Here is a 16,053-nt window from a genome sequence, read left to right on the forward strand (position 1 = left end):
CCTCAAGGCAGCCTGACCTGCTTGCGGGTGCTGGTGAACAGGTCCCAGCTGGCCATGAACAGCGCCGCGATCAGCGGCCCGATGACGAAGCCATTCAGGCCGAACAGCGACAGCCCGCCCAGGGTGGAGAGCAGCACCAGGTAGTCCGGCATGCGCGTGTCCTTGCCCACCAGGATCGGGCGCAGCACGTTGTCCACCATGCCGATCACCAGCACGCCGAACAGCGCCAGCACCACGCCCTGCCAGGTGTTGCCGGACAGCAGCAGGTAGGCGGCCACCGGTGCCCAGATGATCCCCGAGCCCACCGCCGGCAGCAGCGAGAGAAACGCCATCAGCACGCCCCAGAGCAACGCGCTGGGGATGTCCAGCACCCAGAAGATCAGCCCGCCCAGGGTGCCCTGGATGGCCGCCACCACCACGTTGCCCTTCACCGTGGCCCGCACCACCCGGGTGAACTTGATCTGCAGGCGGCGCTTGTGGTGGTCGGCCAGGGGCACCGCCATGCGGATGCCACGGACGATGTCCAGGCCGTCCCGCAGGAAGAAGAACAGCAGGTAGAGCATGAGGAAGAAACCGATCACCACCTGGAAGGTGTCCTGGCCGATGGAGAAGGCCTGGGTGGCGATGAACTGGCTGCCCTGCATGGCACCGCTGACGATGCGGTCACGCAGGCCATCGAAATCATTGAGACCGAAACGGTCGAGCTGATGTTGGAGAACCGCCGGCAGCACCTCGCGCACCCGCGCCACGTAGACACCGACATCCAGCTCGCCCGAATCCAGTCGCTGGTAGATATCGGCGCCCTGCTGCACCAGCAGCGCAGCAATACAGAACACCGGCAGGATCGCCACCAGCAGGCAGACGCTCAAGGTGATCAGCGCCGACAGGTTGCCCCGCCCGCCCATCCGCAGTGCCAGCCGCCGTTGCAGCGGGCTGAACACCACCGCCAGCACCACCGCCCAGAACACCGCCCCATAGAACGGCAGCAGTATCCAGCCGAAGGCCAGGGTCACCAGCACCAGCAACAGGATCAGCGTGCGGACTTCCAGTGGGTAGCGGGATTCGGACATGGAGCGGACACCATCAGGGAGGGTTCCTGATTAGTCCGCAGCGAGACGGGGAAAGTGCGAAGACTTTGCGACCAGGCGCTGTAGCCCGGGCTTCAGCCCGGGGAAACGGAGCACGAGGAGCGAATCTCCACTGGATTCGCCCCCGTGAATCACTACCGGATCAGATGCGGAACTGACGCACCAGCGCCCCCAGGCGCTCACCGAGAGCGGCCAGGCTGCGGGCGGTCTGCGCGCCCTGCTGGGTTTCGTCGGCGACGCTGTCAACGGCGACGGCGATCTGGTGCACGCTGCGGTTGATCTCCTCGGCCACTGCGGTCTGCTCCTCGGCGGCGCTGGCGATCTGCGCGTTCATGGCATTGATGGTGCCGATCAGCTGGGCGATGGCATCCAGCGAGGAGCCGGCCTGGTTGGCCTGCTCGCTGGTGATCTCGCCGGCATCGCTGGAGCGGCGCATGGAGGTCACCGCCTCCTGGGTGCCCTGCTGCAGGCGGTCGATCATGCCCTGGATTTCCTGGGTGCTCTGCTGGGTGCGGCTGGCCAGCGCGCGCACCTCGTCGGCGACCACGGCGAAGCCGCGACCCGCCTCGCCGGCCCGTGCGGCCTCGATGGCGGCGTTGAGCGCCAGCAGGTTGGTCTGTTCGGCGATGGAGCGGATCACCCCCAGCACGCTGACGATGGACTGCACGTCCTGCTGCAGGCTGTCCAGGGATGCACCGCTCTCGCGGATATCGCCCACCAGCGCATGGATGCGGGTGATGCTGCCGTCCACCACCTTCTTCGCCGCCTGGCCTTCCTGGTCGGTCTGCTGGGCGGCCTCGGCGGCCCCCTGGGCGCTCTTGGCCACTTCGTGGGCGGCGGCGGACATCTCGTTGATCGCCGTGGCCACCTGGTCGGTCTCGTGGCGCTGGCGCTCCATGGCCTGCTCGGAGCGGTGGGCCTGGGCGGATACCTCGCCCACCAGGCCGGTGAGCTGGCCGGTCATGTCGACGATCTGGCGCACCAGGCCGTGGATCTTCTCGACGAAGCGGTTGAACGACCCCGCCAGTTCGCCCAGCTCGTCATGGCTGTCGGCCGGCAGGCGGCGGGTCAGGTCGCCTTCACCTGCGGCGATGTCGTCCAGGTTGGCCTTGATCTGCTGCAGGGGACGCAGGAAGGCGTTGCTCAACGCGGTGCCGATGATGCCGAACACCACCAGCAGGATCGCGGCGATCACCGCGATGCTGGTGAGGATGGTGCTGATGCGCGCGTCGATCGCCTCCTGCACCACCGCCACCTGGGCCTCCACGCCATCGAGGTTCACCGCAGTGCCGAGCGCCATGTCCCACTTGGGCAGGTAGTAGGTGTAGCCGAGCTTGGGCACCTGCACGCTCTCGTTGCCCGGTAGGGGCGAGCTGTAGAACACGTAGTGGCTGTCGTCCTTGGCGACCCGGACCAGCTCGTCGTTGACAGGCACGCCGTTGACGTCCTTGCGGCCCGAGAAGCTCTTGCCCACGTCAACCGGGCTGTCGCCGCGGAACAGGCGGATCACCTGCGAATCGTAGGCGAAGAAGTAGCTGTCCTTGCCGTACTTGATCTTCTTGAGAATCTCGATGGCCTTGTCGCGGGTGGCCATGTCGTTGGCCGGGGACGCGTCATAGAGGGTCTGGACCGAGCCCAGGGCGATCTGCATGTAGTGCTGCAGCTCCTGGCGGCTCTCCTGGATCAGCCGTTCGCGGGTTTCCTTGACCTCGCCTTCGGCCAGGTCGAGCAGCACCTTGGCGGCGGCTCCGCTGAGTACGAGGGCGAAGAGGATCACCGGCGCGAGCGCCAGCAGCAAGACCTTGGTTTTGAGTGTCAGGCGCATATTTCCATTCCTTGAAGGGAGGCAGGCCGGGAAAACGAAACGGGATCGACCGCTTATCGGCAGCCCCGTGAATAGCTGTAGCACCCGGCCGACACCGACGTTCGGCCGGATGGCACGGGGGCTGTCAGAGAAGCATGGCTGCCGCCCAGCCGAATGCCAGTAGCGGCAGGTTGTAATGCAGGAAGGTGGGCACCACCGTGTCCCAGATGTGATCGTGTTGGCCATCGACGTTGAGCCCGGAGGTCGGCCCCAGGGTCGAGTCCGAGGCGGGCGAGCCGGCATCGCCCAGCGCCCCGGCGGTGCCAACGATGGACACGATGGCCAGCGGGCTGAAGCCAAGCTGCACGCCCAGCGGCACGAAGATCGCCGCGATGATCGGCACCGTGGAGAAGGACGAACCGATGCCCATGGTCACCAGCAAGCCCACCAGCAGCATCAGCAGCGCGCCCATGGCCTTGCTGTTGCCGATCAGCGCAGCGGAGGCCTCCACCAGGCTGGAGACCTGGCCGGTGGCGCGCATTACCTCGGCGAAGCCGGCGGCGGCGATCATGATGAAGCCGATCATGGCCATCATCTTCATGCCCTGGGTGAACAGGTCGTCGACCTCTTTCCAGCGCACCACGCCCGACAGCGAAAACACCAGGAAGCCCACCAGGGCGCCGACGATCATCGAGTCCAGCCACAGCTGCACCACGAAGGCGACCAGGATGGCCACGCCGGCCACCGCCAGGCTGCGCGGATCGTACTTCGCCTCCACCTGCTCGGCCTGGGCGATCAGCGTCAGGTCATAGACGCGCTTGCGGCGATAACTGAACAGCACCGCGATGAGCAGGCCGGAAACCATGCCCAGCGCCGGTATCAGCATCGCCTCGGTGACGTTCACACCGGTAACGTCGACGCCACTTTTCACCACATTCGCCAGCAGGATCTCGTTGAGGAAGATGTTGCCGAACCCCACCGGCAGGAACATGTAGGGGGTGATCAGGCCAAAGGTGATCACGCAGGCCACCAGGCGGCGGTCGATCTGCAGGCGCGTCAGCACGTACAAGAGCGGCGGCACCAGCAGCGGGATGAAGGCGATGTGGATGGGCAGGATGTTCTGCGAGGAGATGGCCACGCACAGCAACAGGGCGATGAGGATCCATTTCAGCGCAGCGCCTTCCTGTGCACCACCCCGGCCGATACGGCCGATGATGCCGTCCGCCAGTGCATGGGCCAGCCCGGAACGCGCGATGGCCACGGCGAAGGCCCCCAGCAGCGCGTAAGACAGGGCGACGGTCGCGCCACCACCAAGGCCTTTGTTGAAGGCATCCAGCGTGCCCTGCACGCCCAGGCCGCCGAGCAGGCCGCCCGCCAGCGCGCCGATCACCAGGGCCATCACCACGTGCACCCGGCACAGGCTCAGCACCAGCATGATGGCGACAGCTACAATCACTGCATTCATCCGCTTCTCTCCCGCCTTGCGGTGTCCCGCAAAAAAAGCCGCGTACTCTGCCGAATGAGCGGGCGGGTGTCAAAAGAAACGCCGTGCGAAATACTGGACGCCCTGTGCATAATATTTGCATCCAGATTCGCCGCTCCCATGCATTCCGTGTGGAAGCCGCATCGCCATGGCAGGCGCATCAAGTTTTTCCCTGCCGCGCCGATAGCGGCTTGCAGTCCGACGAGATAGAAGGAAAGACCCATGCCGTTCAGTCGCCTGTCCATTCAGTGGAAAATCACCCTGCTCGCCGGCCTCTGCCTGCTGGCCATCGTGACCCTCCTGGTCGGTGCCTCGCTCTACCAGTCCAAACGCAGTGCCGAGCTGGTGAAATCCGCCAGTTCGCAGATGCTCGACCAGAGCGCACGCCAGCGCATGCAGGCCCGCGGCGAGTTGCAGGCGCTGCGCATCCAGCGCTACTTCATGGACACCTACCAGTACGGCAAGGGCTTCTCGCGCCAGGTGCTGTTCCTCAAGGACCAGGCCGAGAAACGCTTCCTCGACGCCTTCGACCTGCGCGAGGACATGACCCGCCAGGTGAAGACCAGCCTCGAGGCCAACCCCAATCTGCTCGGCCTCTACCTGGTGTTCGAGCCCAACGCCCTGGACGGCAAGGACGAGTTGTTCATCGACCAGGCCGAGCTGGGCAGCAACGACAAGGGCCGCTTCTCCCTCTACTGGTCGCAATCCACCCCCGGCAAGCTGGAGTCCGAATCCATGACCGAGGAGCTGCTCGGCGACAGCAGCCCCATGGCCAACGGCATGCCCTACAACACCTGGTACACCTGCCCGCTGAAAACCCGTGACTCCTGCGTGCTGGAGCCCTACTACGACGACGTCGGTGGCAAGAAGGTGCTGATGACCAGCATCGCCTTCCCCCTGGAACTGAACGGCAAGGTGGTCGGCGTCATGGGCCTGGACATCAGCCTGGACAACCTCCAGCAGCTCAGCGTCGACGGCAGCAAGGACCTCTACGACGGCCAGGGCCAGGTCAGCATCATCAGCCCCATCGGCCTGCTCGCCGGCCACAGTCGCGACGCCTCGCAGCTCAGCCTCAAGCTGGACAAGGCCTTCGGCGCCGACGCCGGCGAGATCGCCTCGGTGGTCAGCGCCGGCAAGCCCGCCGAGATCGACCGCGAAGGCATTCTCCGCGTCATGCAGCCGTTCAAGCCGATCCCCACCAGCGCCGCCTGGAGCGTGCTCCTGGAGGTGCCGGACAAGGTCCTGCTGGGCCCGGCGCTGAAGCTCGAAGCGCAGCTCGATGAGCAAAGCGCCGCCAGCAGCCTGACCGCCACCCTGATCGGCCTCGCCGCCGCCGTGGTCGGCCTGCTGCTGATGTGGCTCACCGCCCTGGGCGTGACCCGGCCGATCCTCGGGGTCGCCGCCATGCTGAAGAACATCGCCAGTGGCGAAGGCGACCTCACCCGTCGCCTGGAGTACGCCCGCCAGGACGAACTGGGAGAGCTGGCCGGCTGGTTCAACCGCTTCCTCGACAAGCTGCAACCGGTCATAGCCGACGTGAAACGCTCGGTACAGGACGCCCGCAGCACCGCCGACCAATCCGCCGCCATCGCCAGCCAGACCAGCGCCGGCATGCAGCAGCAGTACCGCGAAGTGGACCAGGTCGCCACCGCCTCCCACGAAATGAGCGCCACCGCCCAGGACGTCGCCCGCAGCGCCGCCCAGGCCGCCGAAGCCGCGCGCGGTGCCGACCACGCCACCCGCGAGGGCCTGGGCGTGATCGGCAAGACCACCAGCGCCATCGAGCAGCTGGCCAGCGAAATGAGCGCCGCCATGAAGGAAGTCCAGGGCCTGGCCAGCAGCAGCGAGCAGATCGGCTCGGTGCTGGAGGTGATCCGCGCCATCGCCGAACAAACCAACCTGCTGGCCCTCAACGCCGCCATCGAAGCGGCCCGTGCCGGTGAGGCCGGGCGTGGCTTCGCCGTGGTCGCCGACGAGGTGCGCAACCTCGCCCAGCGCACCCAGGATTCGGTGGAGGAAATCCGCCAGGTGATCGAAGGCCTGCAGCACGGCACCCGCGAGGTGGTCGGCTCCATGCACAGCAGCCATCGCCAGGCCCAGGGCAGCGTCGAGCAGGTGGAACACGCGGTCGCCGCCCTGCAGCGCATCGGCGATGCCGTGGCGGTGATCACCGACATGAACCTGCAGATCGCCAGCGCCGCCGAGGAACAGAGCGCGGTGGCCGAGGAGATCAACCGCAACGTCGCCGCCATCCGCGACGTCACCGAGTCCCTCTCCGGCCAAGCCCAGGAATCCGCCCAGGTCAGCCAGGCGCTCAACAGGCTGGCCAACCACCAGCAAGGGCTGATGGACCAGTTCCGCGTCTGACGCCGTGCCAGGGGTCGCGTTCGCGGCGCCTGGCACGCACCGCCCCTGTCACCATTTGCCCGCCGCGCTGACGCGCCGGTGCTTGTCCGCCGCTGCGCTGCCAGCTAGCCTGCGCCATCCCTCAGAAAGGAAACCCGAGATGCTCAACTACGCCATCGTCGCCGGCTCCAGCCGTGCCAACAGCCAGTCCGGCAAGGTCGCCCGCTTCATCCGCCAACGCCTGGTGGAGCTGCAACTGGCCAACGAAGCCCACACCAGCGTCATCGACCTGGGCGCCCAGCCGCTGCCCCTGTGGCCGGCCGAAGACACCGGCCCCTGGGCCGGCTTCCAGCAGCAGCTGAAGGCCGCCGACGCGGTGATCGTCATCGCCCCCGAGTGGAACGGCATGGCCTGCCCGGCGATCAAGAACTTCTTCATCTACGCCAGCAAGGCCGAACTGGCCCACAAGCCGGCCCTGCTGGTGGGCATCTCCTCCGGCATCGGCGGCGGCTACCCGATCAGCGAGCTGCGCGCCTCCAGCTACAAGAACTGCCGCCTTTGCTACCTGCCCGAGCACCTGATCGTGCGCGGCGTGGAGAAGGTGCTCAACGGCGCCGAAGTGGTCGGCGAAGACGACCAGCGCATCCGCGCGCGCATGGACTACGACCTGGACATCCTGGCCAAGTACGCCACCGCGCTGAAGCCCGTTCGCGAAACCATCGACATGAGCATCCCGGCCTTCGCCAACGGCATGTAATGCCCCGCCCCGCGCCGCCTGGCGCGGGGTTCCCCATACCCGCTTCCCCCGCACATCCGCACATCCGGGTGGATGACGCTCTTTTCATCCACCAGGCGATCTTGCAGCCAGCACCGCAACCCACCTCGTGGGAGCGAATTCATTCGCGATGGAATACCCGGCCACGCGCAACCCTGTGCCTGCGGAAGGTCTTTCGCGGCTGAAGCCACTCCCACGGGGAGAGCCCGCCGCGAGACCGGACATGGCTGTGTTGGACCTCGCTGCGCTCGGCGCCAACCTACGGTGTCCGGCTTACAACGAGAACGCCCGTTGCACCACTTCGCCGCGAGGGTCGTCGCTGGGCGCGACGAGGGCGTAGTTGTAGCCACCCCGTGACCAGTAGCGCGCTTCCAGCTCGCCATCACGGCGGTTACCGGCGGGCATCTCGGCATAGAGCGAACCCGGCGAGCGTAGGTACAGGCTGATGCGCTGCCCGCCCACGTCCTCGAACAACAGAAGCGCCGCAACGCCCTGCTCGTTGGTCAGCAAGCGGCCGCCCACCGGGTGGAAGCCATAGGGGGCGAGATCGGGAATGCGCGAGGCGTGGTTGAAGCGCTGGTCCAGCCAGGCCTGCAGTTGCCCCGGTTCGCGAGCGGCGATGTCGACCACCCCGGCGTGGCCGGTGGCGAACAGGCGGTGGGCTTCCAGGGCGTCCTGCATCGGTGGGTTCTCCGCCAGCAACGAACGGTCGCGGGCCTGCCAGCCGCCCAGGCCGCCGAAGCCCAGGGCCAGCACCAGCGCCGCGGCCGTGGCCAGGCGCTGGCGGCGACGCGCACGCAGGGAGCGGCGGATCGCCAGCGGGTCCAGCTGCGGGTTGGTGGTGCGCAGCTCCAGGTTGGCCAGGCCCGCGCGCAACTGCTGCATGTCGCGGCGCCAGGCGTCTACCCGCGCCGCCTGGTCGGGGTTGGCCGCCAGCCAGGCCTCCACCTGGGCCCGCTGCGCGGCATCCAGTTGGCCATCGAGGTAGGCGTGCAGATCGTTCTCGCTGGGTTCGAAGCGGTTCATTTGAGTATCCGTAACGGGGGATTTGCGATTTCGCCCTCGGCCAGCTCGCGCAGCGCCTTGCGCGCCCGGGACAGGCGGGACATCACGGTGCCGATGGGCACGTCCAGGGCCACGGCGGCCTCCTTGTAGCTCAGGCCCTCGACGCTCACCAGCACCAGCAGCGCGCGCTGCTCGGCGGGCAGCCGGGCGAAGGCCTCCAGCGTGGATTGCGCCATTACCAGCTCCTCGGTGGAGGCCGTCTCGGCCGGTGCCGCACCGAAGAACTCGAGGATGCGTGCATAACGCCGGGCACGCCGCTGCCCATCGAGAAACTTGCGGTAGAGGATCGCGAACAGCCAGGCACGCAGGCTGCCATCGGTGCGCGGCCCGGCGCGACCATCCAGGGCGCGCTCCAGGGTCGCCTGCACCAGGTCGTCAGCACTGGCGGGGTTGCGCGTCAGCCACAGGGCGAAGCGGCGCAGGCGCTGCAGCAGCTCGCGAAGTTCGTCGTCATCGATGTCGTGCATGGGGTCGTGCGGTGCTCGTCGTGGTTCCAGTGCAAGGAAGACGCTCAGGCAGCAACTTTATTCCAGGGGCCGGGAATAAATCTGCAACTGGTTCGTCCCACGGGCTCGACGACATGATCGCAAGCCCATGGAGCTGCCAATGAGCCGACCCCCGCTTTCCCCTTCCCAGACCCTGGGCCGCCTGGCGCTGATAGGCCTCGGCCTGGCCGTGCTGGCCGGCACCTTCGCCTATGCCGGCGGCTGGATAGGGCCCGACCGGCTGACGCCGCAACGCATCATCGACACCTTCGAGGCCAACGCCGGCAGCTACCCCGGTTACCGCAAGAACCACGCGAAGGGCCTCTGCGTCAGCGGCCAGTTCCTCAGCAACGGCGCCGCCGCCGGGCTGTCCCGGGCCGAGGTGTTCGCCACCGGCGAGGTGCCGGTGATCGGCCGCCTGGCCATCGGCGGCAGCAACCCCTATGCGCCCGACGCCAGCGTGCCGGTGCGCAGCCTGGCACTGCAGCTGCGCAGCGCCAGCGGCCAGGAATGGCGCACCGGCATGAACACGCCGCCGGTGCTGCCGGTGTCCACCATCGAAGGCTTCTTCGAGCAGGTGCTGGCCTCCAAGCCCGACCCGGCCACCGGCAAGCCGGACCCGGCGCGCCTGCAGGCCTTCTTCGCCGCCCACCCGGAAAGCGCCGCCTTCCGCCAATGGGCCAAGGACAACAAGGCCTCCAACAGCTTCGCCAACGCCACCTACAACAGCATCAACGCCTTCCGCCTGGTGGATGGCGATGGCAAGGGCCGCTACGTGCGCTGGGCCATGGAGCCGGAGACGCCCTACCAGCCGCTGGGCAGCGAGGCGGACGACAAGGACTTCCTCGCCCACGACCTGCTCCAGCGCCTGCAGCAGGGCCCGTTGCGCTGGCACCTGGTGCTGACCCTGGCCGAAGCCGGCGACCCCAGCGACGACCCATCCAGCCCCTGGCCCGCCACGCGCCAGCGCATCGACGCCGGCACCCTGGTACTCGACCAGGCCCAGCCCGAGGACCAGGGCGCCTGCCGCGACCTCAACTTCGACCCGCTGATCCTCCCCGACGGCATCGAGCCCTCTGCCGACCCAATCCTCGCCGCGCGCTCGGCGGCCTACGCCGTCTCCTTCAACCGCCGCACCCGCGAAGGTGCTCCCAGCGCCCCCATAGGAGCCCACCCATGAGCCGCCACATCCAAGGGTTCAGCCCCCTCGCCCGCCTGCTGCACTGGTCCATGGCGCTGCTCATCCTCGCCATGCTGTTCATAGGCGTCGGCATGGTGGTCACCCTGTCCACCCGCCACACCTGGCTGGTGGAATTGCACAAGCCGCTGGGCATCGTCCTGCTGGCCCTGGTGCTGCTGCGCATCGCCGTGCGCCTGCGTCGCCCGCCACCCGCGCTGCCCGCTGACCTGCCAGGCTGGCAGCACAGGCTCGCCCACCTCTCGCACCTGCTGCTCTATGCACTGATGCTGGCGATGCCGCTGGTGGGCTGGGCGATGCTCGCGGCCGGCGGCTACCCGGTGGTGCTGCTGGGCTGGCTGCAACTGCCGGCGATCGCCCCCCATGACGTCGCGCTTTATGCCGTGCTGCGCCAGGCCCACCACTGGCTGGGCTACCTGCTTTTCGCCACCGTGCTGCTGCACCTGGGCGCGGCGCTGTTCCACGGGCTGATCCGCCGCGACGGCGTGCTCGCCAGCATGGTCACCGGCAACGGCGAACGCTGACGGAAGCCCGCGCGCAGGGCCAGTCACCACAACAAACGGCCAGGCGCGCGGTCTACGCTGCTGACACCCACTGCGGAGAAGCCCCTTGAAGACTCGCCATTGCCTGCTCGCCACCCTGCTGTTCTGCGCCGCCAGCGCCCAGGCCTCGACGCCCGAAGCCTGGCAGGAGCAGGACAAACGCATGCTCGCCGCCTGCACCAAACTCAGCGGGCTGAAAGAAGTGAAGGCCGCCGGCCAGGCGGTGCTCTTCGACGACCGTCTAGGCATCACCGCCCTGGCCCTCAGCGGCCGCTACCCCCAGGCGCACATGAAAAACCGCGCCGGCCGCGAGCTGTGCCTGTACCAGCGCAAGAGCGGCAAGGCCTTCATCAGCGAGGCCGACAACCTGATCGAAGCCCGCAAGCCCTGACCGAAAAGAACGGTTACAGCGCGGCGCCGGTTTTTCCTGTCGCCGCGCGCCGTTGTCTGGCAAAACCCTTGCCCATCCCCACCCGGAACCAAGGAGCCCGACCATGCGCACCGCCTGCGCCGCACTCTTGCTGAGCCTCGCCCTCCCCGCCCTGGCCGCCGAGCCGCCCGCCTACGGCCCCGAGCTGGAAGGCTTCGACTACCCGCACCCGGTCAAGCGCTTCGCCTTCGACTCCCAGGGCGAGAAACTGCAGATGGCCTACATGGACGTCCAGCCGAGCACGCCCAACGGCCACACCCTGGTGCTGCTGCACGGCAAGAACTTCTGCGGCGCCACCTGGGAGGGCAGCATCCAGGCGCTGACCCAGGCCGGCTACCGCGTGGTGGTGCCGGACCAGGTGGGCTTCTGCAAATCCAGCAAGCCGCAGCGCTACCAGTTCAGCTTCCAGCAGTTGGCGGCCAACACCCACGCCCTGCTGGCGAGCCTGAAGCTGGAGAAGGTCACGCTGATGGGCCATTCCATGGGCGGCATGCTCGCCAGCCGCTACGCGCTGCAGTACCCGCAGCAGGTGGAGCAGCTGGTGCTGGTGAATCCCATCGGCCTGGAGGACTGGAAGGCCAAGGGCGTGCCCTGGCGCAGCATCGACGCGTGGTACCAGCGCGAGCTGAAGACCAGCAGCGAGGCCATCCGCAATTACCAGAAGAGCACCTACTACGCGGGCCAATGGCGGCCGGAGTTCGACAAGTGGGTGGAGATGCAGGCCGGCATGTACCGCGGCAAGGGGCGCGAGGCGGTGGCCTGGGACTCGGCGCTGACCTACGACATGATCTACACCCAGCCGGTGGTGCACGAGTTCGACAAACTGCAGATGCCGGTGCTGCTGCTCATCGGCCAGACCGACAACACCGCGCCGGGCAAGGACGCCGCGCCCGAAGCGTTGCGCGGCCAGTTGGGCAACTACAAGGTGCTCGGCCAGCAGGCCGCCGAACGCATCCCCGACGCCCGCCTGGTGGCCTTCGCCGACCTCGGCCACTCGCCGCAGATCCAGGCGCCGGAGGTGTTCCACAAGGCGCTGCTGGAAGGCCTGAAGGCCCGCTGAGTTCGCACCCGGGCCGGCGCTGCACTATCATCGCCGGCCATTCACCCCGGGAGCCCCAGCCCATGTGCAACGAAACCACCCTTCTCGACCGCCTGGCCAACAGCGACATGCTGGAAATCGACGGCCTGCACGCCTGGCAGTTCGAGCTCGACGCCGGCGCCCTGCTGATCGAATGCGTCGACGGCCGCACCCAGCGCCGCTGGAACTTCAGCGCCGAGCAGGTGCAGGCAGCTCAGTTCGACGCAGCCCAGGGCACCTGGACCCTCCATGACGACCAGGGCGTTCACAGCCTGGTGTGCATGGAAGCCTTCAGCGGCAGCAACGACGACGAAGACGAGGGCGAAGAAGAAGCGGGCGACGCCGCTAACGACGACGGCATCGACCGCGCCTGAAGCCTCAGCTCACCACATTGCGGATATAGCGCACCGCGACTTCGCCACGGTTGGCATAGCCATAGGGCTGGCTGCTGGCGAAGACGTGGAAGTCCCCCGCGCCAATGCGCACCTCGCCTTCCGGCAGCTCCAGGGTCAGCTCGCCTTCGGTGACGTAGACCATCTCCCGCCAGCCTTCGGCATCGGCCTCCGACACATAGCGTTCACCCGGTTCCAGCGACCAGGCCCAGAGTTCGACTTCGCGCCGCGCCGGCGCACTGGCCAGCAGGGTGGCGCGGCTGCGCGGGTCTTTGCCGACCCAGGCCACCGCCTCGATGCGCGAACGGTCGGGTCGGCTCGGCGTCTGCACCAGGTCGGGAAACAGCACGCCCAGCGCCTCGGCGATGCGGTCCAGGGTGGCCAGGCTGACGTTCACATCGCCCCCCTCGATGCCGACGATCATCCGCCGGCTCACACCTGAAGCCGTGGCCAGGGCGTCCTGGCTCAGGCCAAGCGCCTTGCGCAGCCGCCGCACGTTGTCGGAGACGTGTTCGAGTACGTTGGGTCTGTCCATGGAGGGAATCATAGAGTTGGGCAATATATTGCTCACACGCTGTTTTTTGCGCATTATGTTGCACACAACGAACCAGAACAAGCTTCGCCCCCTCGTAACTGCCTGATCCGGACCCTCCATGAACGCCCGCAACCTCGCTTCGACGCTGCTGCCCGTCGGCATCCTGATAGTCGCCATGATCTCGGTGCAGAGCGGCGCCTCCCTGGCCAAGAGCCTGTTCCCGGTCATAGGCGCCCAGGGCACCACCACCCTGCGTCTGATCCTCGCCGCCATCTTCCTGTTGCTGGTGCTGCGGCCCTGGCGCACCCGCATCAACACCGGCGCCCTGGGCACCGTGCTGCTCTACGGCCTCGCCCTGGGCTTCATGAACCTGCTGTTCTACATGTCCCTGCGCACCGTGCCCCTGGGCATCGCCGTGGCCCTGGAATTCACCGGCCCGCTGGCGGTGGCGGTGTTCTCCTCGCGCCGGGCGCTGGACTTTCTCTGGATCGCCCTTGCGGTGGTCGGCCTGCTGCTGCTCCTGCCCATCGGCGAAAGCGCCGCCCATCTCGACCTGGTGGGCGCCGCCTACGCCCTGGGTGCCGGGGTCTGCTGGGCGCTGTACATCATCTTCGGCCAGCGCGCCGGTGCCGATCACGGCATGCAGAGTGCCAGCCTCGGCGTCCTGGTCGCGGCGCTGGTCATCTCGCCCTTCGGCATCGCCCATGCCGGCACCGACCTGCTCAACCTCAGCCTGCTGCCCGTCGCCCTGGGCGTGGCGCTGCTCTCCACCGCCATCCCCTACACCCTGGAGATGTACGCCCTGACGCGCATGCCCGCGCGCACCTTCGGCACCCTGATGAGCATCGAGCCGGCCCTGGGCGCGCTTTCCGGGCTGCTGTTCCTCGGCGAGCGCCTGTCGCTGCTGCAATGGCTGGCCATCGGCGCGATCATCCTCGCCTCGGTGGGCACCACCGCCAGCATGAAGAGCCGCAAGGAAGCCGAAGGGCTGATCCCCGCCGATTGATCGCGCTGCGAATCTGCTTGCCGAGAAGCGCACTCCTGCGCAAGGCTATCGCCAGCCTTGCGCATCAACAGGACCCTCCATGAACAAGTTCACTTCCGGCCCCAGCGGCTGCCCCCCGGTCAACTGGCAGCTGGAGCAGATCGTCACCGAACTGCGCGCCGCCCGCGCCGAATGGCGCAGCCGCAATGGCCGCACCCAGGATCGCGGCGGCCGCGAGCTGCCCTCACGTACTGCAGTCGGCCAGATCATCGAAGCCATCAGCGGCGCGCTCTTCCCCATGCGCCTCGGCCCCACCGACCTGCGCGAAGAGAGCGAAGACTTCTACGTCGGCCACACCCTGGACACGGCGCTCAACGCCCTGGTCATCGAAGTGCGCCGCGAACTCGGCTACGCCGCCCGCAACGGCAGCGCCGAAGACGGCGACAGCGAATGCCAGGCGATCCGCGTGGTGAAAGGCTTCGCCGCCGCCCTGCCGGAGCTGCGCGTGCTGCTGGATACCGACGTGCTGGCCGCCTACCAGGGCGACCCGGCGGCACGCAGCGTCGATGAAGTGCTGCTCTGCTACCCGGGCGTGCACGCGGTGATCCACCACCGCCTGGCCCACTACTTCTACCGCAACGGCCTGCCGCTGCTGGCGCGCATCATCGCCGAGATCGCCCACTCGGCCACCGGCATCGACATCCACCCCGGCGCCACCATCGGCCGGAGCTTCTTCATCGACCACGGCACGGGCGTGGTGATCGGCGAGACGGCGATCATCGGCGAGCGCGTGCGCATCTACCAGGCGGTGACCCTGGGCGCCAAGCGCTTCCCCTCGGACGATTCGGGCAACCTGCAGAAGGGCCAGCCGCGCCACCCCATCGTCGAAGACGACGTGGTGATCTACGCCGGTGCCACCATCCTCGGCCGCATCACCATCGGCAGGGGCTCGGTCATCGGCGGCAACGTCTGGCTGACCCGCAGTGTGCCGGCGGACAGCAACATCACCCAGGCCACCCTGCAGAACGACTGCGGCGCCTGAGCCCCGCACGCACCAAAAAAGAACCCCGCGCTTGCGGGGTTCTTCGTATCAGGCCGATGTTTCCCTGGGGACGAACAGCCGGCGCGTCAGCATCAGGTGGAGGATGAAGGCCAGCAGCGCGGCCAGGGGGACGGCGGTCAGCGCGCGGGTGATGCTGGAGCCGAAATCGGCCTGGCTCTGCAGCACGTCGAGGCGGCCGAAGTGCGACGGCTCGGCATTGGCGTAGCCCACCTTCACCGAGGCGCCCTCATGCAAGTAGGGCTCGGCATTGGACGCAGAGGTCTCGAAGGTGCCGTCGTAGGGTTTGCCGGCCACCTCGAAGCTGTAATGGAAGTGGTAGGTCTCGCTGGTACGGCCGCGGCGATGGTGTTCTTCGGTCACACTGTCCAGGCTCACCGGCGCCAGCACCTCGGAGTGGTCCTTGAGGATGGCGTTGGCATTGAAGTAGTTGAGGATCGCAGTGACGATGAGAAAGCCGGCGCCGATCACGGCGGCGAGGCTGAGCAGGATCATCGACACCTTGCTCAGGGTGCGATGGGTTTCAGGCGAGGTCTTGAAGCTGATCATGGTGTCCCTTCCGGTTGGTTGCAGTGCCCTGTCGCCCCCGGGCGGCGGCAGGCAGCTCCACAAACACCTGCGGGCCCACCCGGGGTCACCATGGAAAACCCAGCACGGCACCGGACAGGCGTGAAAAACGCACGCCGCCCGATGCACGGGCCAACCCTTCCATGGCAAGTTAATAGCACTAAGCTAGCATCCAGAGGCGAGGGAACCACTTGATTGGCGTCACATCCTGTTACATTCA

At 67.5% G+C, this 16,053-nt stretch carries 16 protein-coding genes; 9 read left to right on the forward strand and 7 right to left on the reverse strand.

Going from position 1 to position 16,053, the window contains the following annotated elements:
- Positions 1-2: 2 nt before the first annotated feature.
- From ACXI0U_RS29550 to ACXI0U_RS29560, 3 genes are all read right to left on the reverse strand, one after another.
- Positions 3-1,070 carry an AI-2E family transporter gene (locus tag ACXI0U_RS29550; protein WP_350446337.1) on the reverse strand — a complete coding sequence of 356 codons (1,068 nt, stop codon included), beginning with the start codon at positions 1,068-1,070 and terminating at the stop codon, positions 3-5.
- Between the two features lie 160 nt (positions 1,071-1,230).
- On the reverse strand, positions 1,231-2,913 hold the full coding sequence (locus ACXI0U_RS29555) for a methyl-accepting chemotaxis protein (protein ID WP_350446338.1): 1,683 nt from the start codon (positions 2,911-2,913) through the stop codon (positions 1,231-1,233).
- A gap of 124 nt (positions 2,914-3,037) precedes the next feature.
- The gene (locus ACXI0U_RS29560) at positions 3,038-4,357 is read right to left on the reverse strand and encodes a Na+/H+ antiporter family protein (protein WP_479551245.1); all 1,320 of its coding nucleotides are present in this window, start codon (positions 4,355-4,357) and stop codon (positions 3,038-3,040) included.
- A gap of 240 nt (positions 4,358-4,597) precedes the next feature.
- Here ACXI0U_RS29560 and ACXI0U_RS29565 point away from each other — a divergent pair, with 240 nt between their 5' ends.
- Both ACXI0U_RS29565 and ACXI0U_RS29570 read left to right on the forward strand, forming a co-directional pair.
- Positions 4,598-6,742: a methyl-accepting chemotaxis protein gene (locus ACXI0U_RS29565; protein ID WP_479551246.1), complete on the forward strand. Its 2,145-nt coding sequence runs from the start codon at positions 4,598-4,600 to the stop codon at positions 6,740-6,742.
- A 139-nt stretch (positions 6,743-6,881) separates the two neighbouring features.
- Positions 6,882-7,478 carry an NADPH-dependent FMN reductase gene (locus ACXI0U_RS29570; RefSeq protein ID WP_479551247.1) on the forward strand — a complete coding sequence of 199 codons (597 nt, stop codon included), beginning with the start codon at positions 6,882-6,884 and terminating at the stop codon, positions 7,476-7,478.
- A gap of 291 nt (positions 7,479-7,769) precedes the next feature.
- Here ACXI0U_RS29570 and ACXI0U_RS29575 read toward each other — a convergent pair whose 3' ends face one another.
- Positions 7,770-8,522: an anti-sigma factor family protein gene (locus ACXI0U_RS29575; RefSeq protein ID WP_374981282.1), complete on the reverse strand. Its 753-nt coding sequence runs from the start codon at positions 8,520-8,522 to the stop codon at positions 7,770-7,772.
- Positions 8,519-9,028, reverse strand: a complete 510-nt coding sequence (locus ACXI0U_RS29580) for a sigma-70 family RNA polymerase sigma factor (RefSeq protein WP_021219055.1) — start codon at positions 9,026-9,028, stop codon at positions 8,519-8,521. The genes ACXI0U_RS29575 and ACXI0U_RS29580 overlap by 4 nt, the downstream gene beginning before the upstream one ends.
- 139 nt (positions 9,029-9,167) lie before the next feature.
- Between ACXI0U_RS29580 and ACXI0U_RS29585 the strand changes: the two genes are divergently transcribed.
- From ACXI0U_RS29585 to ACXI0U_RS29605, 5 genes are all read left to right on the forward strand, one after another.
- The gene (locus ACXI0U_RS29585; RefSeq protein ID WP_271660976.1) at positions 9,168-10,226 is read left to right on the forward strand and encodes a catalase family peroxidase; all 1,059 of its coding nucleotides are present in this window, start codon (positions 9,168-9,170) and stop codon (positions 10,224-10,226) included.
- A complete protein-coding gene (locus ACXI0U_RS29590; RefSeq protein ID WP_184490288.1) occupies positions 10,223-10,768 on the forward strand; it encodes a cytochrome b in 546 nt (181 codons plus the stop codon). Before ACXI0U_RS29585 ends, ACXI0U_RS29590 begins: the two co-directional genes overlap by 4 nt.
- An 85-nt stretch (positions 10,769-10,853) precedes the next feature.
- The gene (locus tag ACXI0U_RS29595) at positions 10,854-11,177 is read left to right on the forward strand and encodes a hypothetical protein (RefSeq protein WP_184490289.1); all 324 of its coding nucleotides are present in this window, start codon (positions 10,854-10,856) and stop codon (positions 11,175-11,177) included.
- 103 nt (positions 11,178-11,280) lie between these two features.
- On the forward strand, positions 11,281-12,276 hold the full coding sequence (locus ACXI0U_RS29600; RefSeq protein ID WP_271660973.1) for an alpha/beta fold hydrolase: 996 nt from the start codon (positions 11,281-11,283) through the stop codon (positions 12,274-12,276).
- 62 nt (positions 12,277-12,338) lie between these two features.
- The gene (locus ACXI0U_RS29605) at positions 12,339-12,668 is read left to right on the forward strand and encodes a DUF5629 family protein (RefSeq protein WP_479551248.1); all 330 of its coding nucleotides are present in this window, start codon (positions 12,339-12,341) and stop codon (positions 12,666-12,668) included.
- A 4-nt stretch (positions 12,669-12,672) separates the two neighbouring features.
- Here ACXI0U_RS29605 and ACXI0U_RS29610 read toward each other — a convergent pair whose 3' ends face one another.
- Positions 12,673-13,275 carry a helix-turn-helix domain-containing protein gene (locus ACXI0U_RS29610; RefSeq protein WP_271660971.1) on the reverse strand — a complete coding sequence of 201 codons (603 nt, stop codon included), beginning with the start codon at positions 13,273-13,275 and terminating at the stop codon, positions 12,673-12,675.
- A gap of 64 nt (positions 13,276-13,339) precedes the next feature.
- On the opposite strand from ACXI0U_RS29610, the gene rhtA reads away from it, so the two are divergent.
- Positions 13,340-14,227 (forward strand): threonine/homoserine exporter RhtA, encoded by an 888-nt coding sequence (rhtA, locus tag ACXI0U_RS29615; RefSeq protein ID WP_184490293.1) that lies wholly within the window; start codon positions 13,340-13,342, stop codon positions 14,225-14,227.
- A gap of 79 nt (positions 14,228-14,306) precedes the next feature.
- Positions 14,307-15,248 carry a serine O-acetyltransferase EpsC gene (epsC, locus tag ACXI0U_RS29620; RefSeq protein WP_021219063.1) on the forward strand — a complete coding sequence of 314 codons (942 nt, stop codon included), beginning with the start codon at positions 14,307-14,309 and terminating at the stop codon, positions 15,246-15,248.
- A gap of 48 nt (positions 15,249-15,296) precedes the next feature.
- On the opposite strand, the gene ACXI0U_RS29625 is transcribed toward epsC, so the two are convergent.
- Entirely contained in the window at positions 15,297-15,815 is a 519-nt protein-coding gene (locus ACXI0U_RS29625) for a DUF3592 domain-containing protein (RefSeq protein WP_021219064.1), read from the reverse strand.
- Between the last annotated feature and the right edge of the window lie 238 nt (positions 15,816-16,053).

This window comes from Pseudomonas sp. C9D1, from assembly GCF_056491235.1.

Excerpts from the sequence above, each read along its gene's own strand:
- ACXI0U_RS29550 (WP_350446337.1), bottom strand. The coding sequence starts at position 1,070 with ATGTCCGAATCCCGCTACCCACTGGAAGTCCGCACGCTGATCCTGTTG.
- ACXI0U_RS29555 (WP_350446338.1), bottom strand. The coding sequence starts at position 2,913 with ATGCGCCTGACACTCAAAACCAAGGTCTTGCTGCTGGCGCTCGCGCCG.
- ACXI0U_RS29560 (WP_479551245.1), bottom strand. The coding sequence starts at position 4,357 with ATGAATGCAGTGATTGTAGCTGTCGCCATCATGCTGGTGCTGAGCCTG.
- ACXI0U_RS29565 (WP_479551246.1), top strand. The coding sequence starts at position 4,598 with ATGCCGTTCAGTCGCCTGTCCATTCAGTGGAAAATCACCCTGCTCGCC.
- ACXI0U_RS29570 (WP_479551247.1), top strand. The coding sequence starts at position 6,882 with ATGCTCAACTACGCCATCGTCGCCGGCTCCAGCCGTGCCAACAGCCAG.
- ACXI0U_RS29575 (WP_374981282.1), bottom strand. The coding sequence starts at position 8,522 with ATGAACCGCTTCGAACCCAGCGAGAACGATCTGCACGCCTACCTCGAT.
- ACXI0U_RS29580 (WP_021219055.1), bottom strand. The coding sequence starts at position 9,028 with ATGCACGACATCGATGACGACGAACTTCGCGAGCTGCTGCAGCGCCTG.
- ACXI0U_RS29585 (WP_271660976.1), top strand. The coding sequence starts at position 9,168 with ATGAGCCGACCCCCGCTTTCCCCTTCCCAGACCCTGGGCCGCCTGGCG.
- ACXI0U_RS29590 (WP_184490288.1), top strand. The coding sequence starts at position 10,223 with ATGAGCCGCCACATCCAAGGGTTCAGCCCCCTCGCCCGCCTGCTGCAC.
- ACXI0U_RS29600 (WP_271660973.1), top strand. The coding sequence starts at position 11,281 with ATGCGCACCGCCTGCGCCGCACTCTTGCTGAGCCTCGCCCTCCCCGCC.
- ACXI0U_RS29605 (WP_479551248.1), top strand. The coding sequence starts at position 12,339 with ATGTGCAACGAAACCACCCTTCTCGACCGCCTGGCCAACAGCGACATG.
- ACXI0U_RS29610 (WP_271660971.1), bottom strand. The coding sequence starts at position 13,275 with ATGCGCAAAAAACAGCGTGTGAGCAATATATTGCCCAACTCTATGATT.
- rhtA (WP_184490293.1), top strand. The coding sequence starts at position 13,340 with ATGAACGCCCGCAACCTCGCTTCGACGCTGCTGCCCGTCGGCATCCTG.
- epsC (WP_021219063.1), top strand. The coding sequence starts at position 14,307 with ATGAACAAGTTCACTTCCGGCCCCAGCGGCTGCCCCCCGGTCAACTGG.
- ACXI0U_RS29625 (WP_021219064.1), bottom strand. The coding sequence starts at position 15,815 with ATGATCAGCTTCAAGACCTCGCCTGAAACCCATCGCACCCTGAGCAAG.